The 6,554-nt window shown below is 67.3% G+C and carries 8 protein-coding genes; 2 read left to right on the top strand and 6 right to left on the bottom strand.

The window, feature by feature from the left end; translation table 11 throughout:
- Positions 1–172: 172 nt before the first annotated feature.
- The 4 genes from M6444_RS19940 to M6444_RS19925 all read right to left on the bottom strand — a co-directional run bounded on the left by M6444_RS19940 (position 173) and on the right by M6444_RS19925 (position 3,203).
- Positions 173–1,344 (bottom strand): IS3 family transposase gene (locus tag M6444_RS19940; protein WP_298331433.1). Its coding sequence is split into 2 segments (ribosomal slippage): positions 173–1,074 and positions 1,074–1,344, totalling 1,173 coding nucleotides; the frame shifts between segments, so codons are not numbered across the junction.
- A 96-nt stretch (positions 1,345–1,440) separates the two neighbouring features.
- Positions 1,441–2,214, bottom strand: coding sequence for a hypothetical protein (locus tag M6444_RS19935; RefSeq protein ID WP_298331431.1), 774 nt, complete (start codon positions 2,212–2,214; stop codon positions 1,441–1,443).
- A gap of 81 nt (positions 2,215–2,295) precedes the next feature.
- Positions 2,296–2,769: an MSMEG_6728 family protein gene (locus tag M6444_RS19930; protein WP_298331429.1), complete on the bottom strand. Its 474-nt coding sequence runs from the start codon at positions 2,767–2,769 to the stop codon at positions 2,296–2,298.
- Between the two features lie 5 nt (positions 2,770–2,774).
- Positions 2,775–3,203, bottom strand: a complete 429-nt coding sequence (locus M6444_RS19925; protein WP_298331427.1) for a hypothetical protein — start codon at positions 3,201–3,203, stop codon at positions 2,775–2,777.
- 287 nt (positions 3,204–3,490) lie between these two features.
- Here M6444_RS19925 and M6444_RS19920 point away from each other — a divergent pair, with 287 nt between their 5' ends.
- Positions 3,491–4,009: a SigE family RNA polymerase sigma factor gene (locus tag M6444_RS19920; RefSeq protein ID WP_298331425.1), complete on the top strand. Its 519-nt coding sequence runs from the start codon at positions 3,491–3,493 to the stop codon at positions 4,007–4,009.
- Entirely contained in the window at positions 4,006–5,124 is a 1,119-nt protein-coding gene (locus M6444_RS19915) for a hypothetical protein (protein ID WP_298331423.1), read from the top strand. Before M6444_RS19920 ends, M6444_RS19915 begins: the two co-directional genes overlap by 4 nt.
- Before the next feature lie 352 nt (positions 5,125–5,476).
- Here the strand turns inward: M6444_RS19915 and M6444_RS19910 are convergent, their stop codons facing one another.
- Positions 5,477–5,905, bottom strand: coding sequence for a DUF1801 domain-containing protein (locus M6444_RS19910; RefSeq protein ID WP_298331421.1), 429 nt, complete (start codon positions 5,903–5,905; stop codon positions 5,477–5,479).
- A gap of 18 nt (positions 5,906–5,923) precedes the next feature.
- Positions 5,924–6,532 carry a hypothetical protein gene (locus M6444_RS19905; RefSeq protein WP_298331419.1) on the bottom strand — a complete coding sequence of 203 codons (609 nt, stop codon included), beginning with the start codon at positions 6,530–6,532 and terminating at the stop codon, positions 5,924–5,926.
- Positions 6,533–6,554: the final 22 nt, after the last annotated feature.

Genomic DNA, 6,554 nt, shown 5'->3' with positions numbered 1-6,554 from the left:
TGGTTTCCGGGGAGTTTTGGCGGTTGTCGGTCACGGTGTCCGCCGCAACGTCACGGCTTCGGCCGCGCATCCATAGGTTGCGGAACTCTGTGTTGAGGGTGGCTTTGCCGTGCGCCAGCGTGATCGCGCGGACGTGGCGCGGGACTGCCCCACGATCGGTTGACTCTTCGGGTCAGGCCGCGAGGGCTAGGGTGTTGGCAGCGTAGGCGGTCTCGTACTCGATCGGGGTCATGCGGCCGAGGCGGTGTTGGCGCCTGCGGCGGTGGTAGGTGCGTTCGATCCAGCGGGTGATTGCCAGGCGCAGTTCGGCTCGGGTGGCCCACCGGCGTCGGTTCAGGACGTTCTTCTGTAGAAGGGCGAAGAAGCTTTCCATCGCGGCGTTGTCGCCGGCGGCGCCGACACGGCCCATGGACCCGGTGATGCCGTGGTGGTGCAGCGCGACGACGAATTTCCGTGACCGGAACTGCGAGCCGCGGTCGGAGTGGCAGATGGTGCCGACCTGCTCCTCGGTTGCTCGCTGGACCTGACGGCGGGCGGCGGCGTTGTTCAGCGCGGCCACGGCCAGGGAGGACTTCATGCGTGAGTCCATCGAGTAGCCCACGATCCTGCCGGAGAATGCGTCCTTGACCGCGCACAGGTAGAGCTTGCCCTCGTTCGTGGGGTGCTCGGTGATGTCGGTCAGCCACAACCGGTCCGGCCTGGTGGCGGTGAACTGCCGTTGGACCAGGTCGTCGTGCACGGGCGGGCCGGTCTTCTTGCCCGACCGGCGCCTGCGGTGCACCACAGAGACGATCCCGGCCTCGCGGCACAGCGACCACACGGTGTTCGGGCTCACGCGCAGTCCGGCGTCGTTGAGCTCGTCGGCGATGTATCGGTATCCGAACTCCGGGTCATCGGCGTGCACTCCCAGGGCGGCGTTGATCAGATAGGCACGCTCGAGGTCCGCGGGCGTCACCGGCCTGGCGCGCCACTTGTAGTAGGCCTGGGTGGAGAACCCGAGCACCCGGCAGGTCACCGCGACGGGGATGCCGTCCGCGGCCAGGTCACCGACCAGCGGGTACGTCATTTTGGGGAGATCTCCTTCGCGAAGTACGCCGCCGCACGGCGCAGGATCTCGTTCTCCTGCTCCAGCTGGCGGTTGCGCCGCTTGAGCTCACGCAGCTCGGCGGACTCCTCGCGCGTCCCCCCAGACCGCACACCGTCGTCGACGTCGGCGGCCTTGAGCCAGTTACGAAGACAGGACTCGGTGATTCCGAAGTCTTTGGCGACCTGGGCGATCGAGCCGCCCTGACGGGCCACAGCAACCACGTCACGACGGAACTCGGCGGGATAAGGCTTGGGCACGGTGAACATCCTTCCAGCGCGGACCAGGTCCGCACAGATCAGGAGTCAACCGATGCTGGGGCACTCCCCCCACCCTTTTTCCTGCGACTGCGCAGATCATGCTCGTGGTGACTCCGCCCGCGCCGGTGTGCGGCGAGCCGCAGCATAGGCCGGCTCTCGTAGCCGTATCAGCGGTGTGGGCCAGCGCAGATCGGGAAGCGGGTACATGACCGGGTCGAAGCGGACCGGGTCGTCGGCGAGTCCAGCGGCTGGGGCCAGCAGTTCGAGTGTGCCGAATGCGTGCCAGGGACCTGAGACTCTCGCTGCCTGCAGGCGGAAGGTCACCGCGGCGGGCGGTCGGGTCGGGCGGTGCGATGAGGTCGGCGACGCCGCGAGAAGCACCAATCCCTGACTGGAACGGTAGGGAAACAGCGAGGTGTACGGACGGGTGTACGGGTCGGCCCGGGGAGCGAGGACGAACCGCCCCCACCGTCCCGTCCCGGTGGTGGCGAGCAGAAGGTCGTGACGTTCTCCGTCGTCGCCGGTGAACGTGATCGCCAAGCCATGGATGTCCGGCATCGGCGGCGGCAAGCCAGCGGACCTGGACAGCCGCGCCGTGCCGTGGTCGTCACCTGGTTCGTCCAGCCAGCCGCAGTGCCATGTGACCGGTGATCCGGCGCGGCGGAGGCGGGCGTCGTAGATGATGCCCCTCGGGTGCAGCGGCTTGTCGTGCCGGAGGGCGCTGGCGGCCCCGAACACCGCACCGAGCAGCCCGCCGGCGGCGTCAGCAGCCAGCGCGCCGGCGTCGAGGGCGTCGGCGGCCTTGGCCCGGCGTGCTCCGCTGTCTCGCGCGCTCGACGCCCCTCGACCGCGCACGGCTCGATCGTTCATACGTCCAGCGCCTTACCCGCCGCGGCGGGTAAGTTAACCCGCCTGAGTCCAGCAGAGCGTGCAGCGGGCAGCGCGGAGTGGTCATCGCCGCCGGGGGCGGTCCGAAGCAGGCCAGACGTACGGCAGGTCGTCGGGGACGTCTGCGAACCACCGGTGATAATGTTCCGGATCTTTGCGCACGAGCGCCGACTGGTGGCTGCGATGGAAGGCGGGCTCGCCCAGCCACGGTGGTAGCTCGCCGGCGCGTTCCAGCACGTCCTGCGGACGTACTTCCGTCTTTCCGGTTGCCGCGAACAGATCGGCCCTGATCGTGTCGGCACACGTGTCCGCCCGGCCGCCGGCTCGCCACGCTCGGCAGACGTCCAGGCCGTAGCGGGCCAAGGCCTCCTCGTACCCGGCCCACATGGCGACGGCTGGATGGTGTTGCCACCCGTAACCGGGCACGGTGAGCGCCCGCAGAATCTGCAGCGCCTCGACCCGCTGCCGTCCCAGCCGGCGCACATCGAGGACGTCGGCGGTGGCGGAGAAAATCGGAAACGGCAGGAACGTCTGCACCTGTTTCAGGCCGTCACGCTGACGGAACCGTCACCCGGCCCGAGGCCAGCGGGATCCTCCGGGGATGCCTCGTGACCAGGCAGCCCCGGGGTTCGGCGGCGGCGTTTCAACTCCGCCTCCCACGGGTGCCGGCTGTCACCGGTCAGTTGCCGGGCTTCGCGCTCGAACGCACGAAACACCTCGTAGTAGGTGTCCTCGTACTCTTCGACGACTTGATAGGTCCAGCGGCCATACAGGACGTTGCGGCCGAGTAGCTCGCGAGCCAGTCGGTCGGCGAGTTCGTCGTGGCCCGCGTCGCGCAGTTGTTCGATCGCGTCTTCGAGTGCGAAGTCCGCGCTTCCGGTAAGCCGATGGAACGCGTAGAGGTGACCGCGAGCCTCCTCGATGGTCTCCATCGCCTCGGTGAGCTTGCCGACCGCCTCCACTGTCGCCATGTCGACTCCGTCGACATCGCTGTCGTCTAGGGGCGCGTCAGCGGAATCCGGTGTGCTTCTCATGCCGGTACCGGATACCCGCCACCGGCGAAATGATGCCGCAGCGCGGGTGGTATGTGGCACGCGGAATGTGACCAAACCTGCCTGGAATATCCGGTTTGTGGAGCGTTTCAGCGTGCCACGCGCGGCGAATTGACGTCGTCGACAGAAATTCTGTGCGGTCGACGCAACCTCGTGACCGGCTCGCGGAGTCGAGTGGTCGTGAGGGCTATCAGATGATGTTCACCGTGACTCGCGACACGGGTGGACCGACGTTCGAGGAATATGCCGGTGTCATCTGGCCGTCGCTGTACCGCAGCGCGTACTTGCTGGCCGGAAATCACCCCGATGCTGAGGACGTCGCCCAGCAGACGTTGGTGAAGGTGTACCGGTCCTGGTCGCAGGTCATGCGGTCGGATTCGCCGGAGGCCTACGTACGGCGCATGCTGACCAACACGTTTCTCTCGGCCCGTCGTGCGAAGAAGTGGCGACTCGAGCTGTTGACCGAGACCCCTCCCGAGTACGACAGCGCTGCGACGCCGCATGCGCCCGAAGACCGGATGGTGATCTGGCCACACGTGAAGGCGCTGCCGCCGCGCCAGCGGGCGGTGATCGTGTTGCGCTACTACGAAGACCTCAATGAGCAGGAAATCGCCGATGCCCTCGGCTGCTCGCGCGGCAACGTGAAGTCCACAGCGCATCGCGCGCTCAAGGCCTTGCGGGCTGCCCTGGGTGAAGAGCGCGACGGCGGGATGGAGTTGAGATGAACGTCGACATCGAGGAGATCATCAGCCGCGAACTTCGCGAGGTAGCCTCCGGCCTGGACGTTCCGGCACGTCCGCCGGTGCCGCAGGAGCGACACCGGGTCCGGCACCTCTGGCGGCCGTTGCTGGTCGCGGCGGCGATGATCGGGGTTGCCGCAGGCGGCGTGACGGTGTTGGTGACATATGGGGACGACGGCGGAGCACAGCAGGCAAGCTCGCCACCGGTGGAGACGCCGGGCGGAGATCCGGCGGTTCGGCCCCTCACCGCTGACGTACCGGCGGTGCCGTTCCTGTTCGACGGTCACCTGTACGTCGACGGCAAGCAGGTGTCCGGGACGTGGTCGACTGTGCGCCAGGCCGGCGGTACGTGGGTGGCGGAGCGCTCTGACGAGACCTGGTGGTGGGGCACCAGCGCCGAGCATCATGCCGTGCCCGGCACGGTGGTATCGCCGCCTCGACTCTCTCCCGATGGCGCCCTGCTGGCCGTGGCCACCACGACGCAGGATGGAGAGCAGGCATTACTCATCGACGCGAGGTCGGGTGAGACGGTCAATGCAGTGCAGACCGCGTCGACCGAGCAGGGCGATTCAATCCCGTTCACCGTCGTCGGGGTCACCAACGACATGAAGGTTTTCCTGGAGAACGACCGGCGGCGCCTGATGTGGCTCGCGGCTGAGGATGACGAGACCGTCGACCTCGGAGGCACCGCCCCGGACCAGTGGGTACGGGGCAACACTTCAGCCGGTTTGATCGTGTTCGACGGTATGTCCGACGGCTTCGATGACGCGGTGTACCTGGCCGAGGCCTCCGAGTCGGGGGCGCTGGACCGGTTACGGACGCTGCCGAGTGAGGGTGTCGTGGTCAACCCGTCCGGCACGTGGCTCGCGTTCGGCGGAACGTGGGGCGGTGAAGCCGAGACGATTTCGGAGATCACCGCACAGCAGGTCGACGGCAGCCGCCAGCTGGCGTTGCAGCCACCCGATGACCGGGACCTCCAGGCGGTGACGTGGGAGGACGACGACCTGCTGCTCGCCGAGCTGTACGCCGACGGGCGCCCGACGGGGATGGCACGGTGCAGCATCAGAGAGGAGACCTGCCTCGTGATCGACCTCCTATGACCGGTGGTCGTGAAGATCGTCGTGCGTGGAAGTGCGTCTGTGGGCTGGTCGTGAAGATCGTCGTGCGCGAAAATGCCGGCATAGACCGCGGATCTTCACACGACGATCTTCACGACCGGGTCGCGTCGGCGGATCTTCACACGGCGATCTTCACGACCGACCGCCTCGGGCAGATCCGCAGCGCAGCGCGAACAGCACGAGCGGCGCCTCCAGAGAAGAGCGCAGGGCGGCGTGTGCGGGGGAGCAGCGTGAGCGGCGCCCTAAGAGGAGCAGCGCAGGACGGCGTCTGCGGGGAAGCAGCGTCAGGGCCGGCCGATCCCGCAGGTGTCGATGCAGCAGCGCAACAGCCGCATCACATTTTCTCGCCCGGTATCTTGCTGGCCTGCTCGATCCACGAACGCAACTGGTCCGCGTCGAGTTCGTCGTCTTCGCGGATGTCGAGGTAGCGCACCTCGGCATGTTTGGACGCCTTCGGCGGCATCGGGTCCAGCGAGGTGCCTTTGAGGAATTGCAATTGGACGTAGTGCGTGTAGCAGCGGAAAGAGAGGAACCAGCCGTCGCCTTCGATTCCGTAGAACGGTTGGTTCCATTTGACGGCCTTGTGCACGTCCGGGACGGTGTCCACCACGAGCTCGTCGATGCGTTGTCCGACGCCGCGCTTCCAGCCGGGCATGGCGGCGATGTAGTCGCGCACCGGGCCGGGGCCTTCGCCTTTGGGAATTCGGGGGTTACCGCCCGAGAGGAGTTTCGCTCCGGTGCCCTCCGCCGCGTGCTCACTCATGCGATACGTCCTTTCGGGTCAGCTCGTGATCTGCTCCAGGACGAAGCCGTCCGGGTCGGTGGCCGGCTCGGCATCGGTGCCGATCGCGAGTCCGTGCGGGCCCGTGCCGTCGGCAGGAATCCCGGCGACCTTGGCGAGCGCGGCGCGTTTGTTGAGCGTGAGCTTGACCGGCCCCGAGTCGAACTCGGCGTATCGGCGGCCATAGCTCTTCGCGACCGAGAACCCGTGGTCGACGTAGAACTGTTTGCTGGCGGCCACATCGGCGACCCCCAGTTGGAGCACCAGCTCGTCGATGTGCCGACTGGCCGGTCCGGTGTTCTTCTTCGACGACGAGGCAACCGTCCAGATGGTGCCATCCGGCGCCTGCACGGCACCGCCGTAGCCCCACAGTGACTTCTTCGCCGGCTGCGCCGGTTTGGCGCCGGCGTCCACTGCGCTGTCGATGAAACTGTCGACGGTGGCGGGCTGAGACACAACGAGCGACATGGTGAATCCGCGGAAACCCGTCGCCGGCGCTTGCGACGCTCGGGTGCGTACTCGTTCGTCCGCGCCGAAGGCGGCGGCGTAGAACTCTTCGGCCGCCGCCGGGTCGGCTACCTCGAGGGTGACGTATTCGATGTTCGACATGACGGTCACCGTAACCGTGGTC

The sequence above is a fragment of the Haloactinopolyspora sp. genome, assembly GCF_027324685.1.
Lineage (GTDB): Bacteria > Actinomycetota > Actinomycetes > Jiangellales > Jiangellaceae > Haloactinopolyspora.
This window is presented reverse-complemented; position numbering and strand designations above follow the sequence as displayed.

Coding starts and splice junctions, on each gene's coding strand:
- M6444_RS19935 (WP_298331431.1), bottom strand. CDS start 2,214: ATGAACGATCGAGCCGTGCGCGGTCGAGGGGCGTCGAGCGCGCGAGAC.
- M6444_RS19925 (WP_298331427.1), bottom strand. CDS start 3,203: ATGGCGACAGTGGAGGCGGTCGGCAAGCTCACCGAGGCGATGGAGACC.
- M6444_RS19915 (WP_298331423.1), top strand. CDS start 4,006: ATGAACGTCGACATCGAGGAGATCATCAGCCGCGAACTTCGCGAGGTA.
- M6444_RS19910 (WP_298331421.1), bottom strand. CDS start 5,905: ATGAGTGAGCACGCGGCGGAGGGCACCGGAGCGAAACTCCTCTCGGGC.
- M6444_RS19905 (WP_298331419.1), bottom strand. CDS start 6,532: ATGTCGAACATCGAATACGTCACCCTCGAGGTAGCCGACCCGGCGGCG.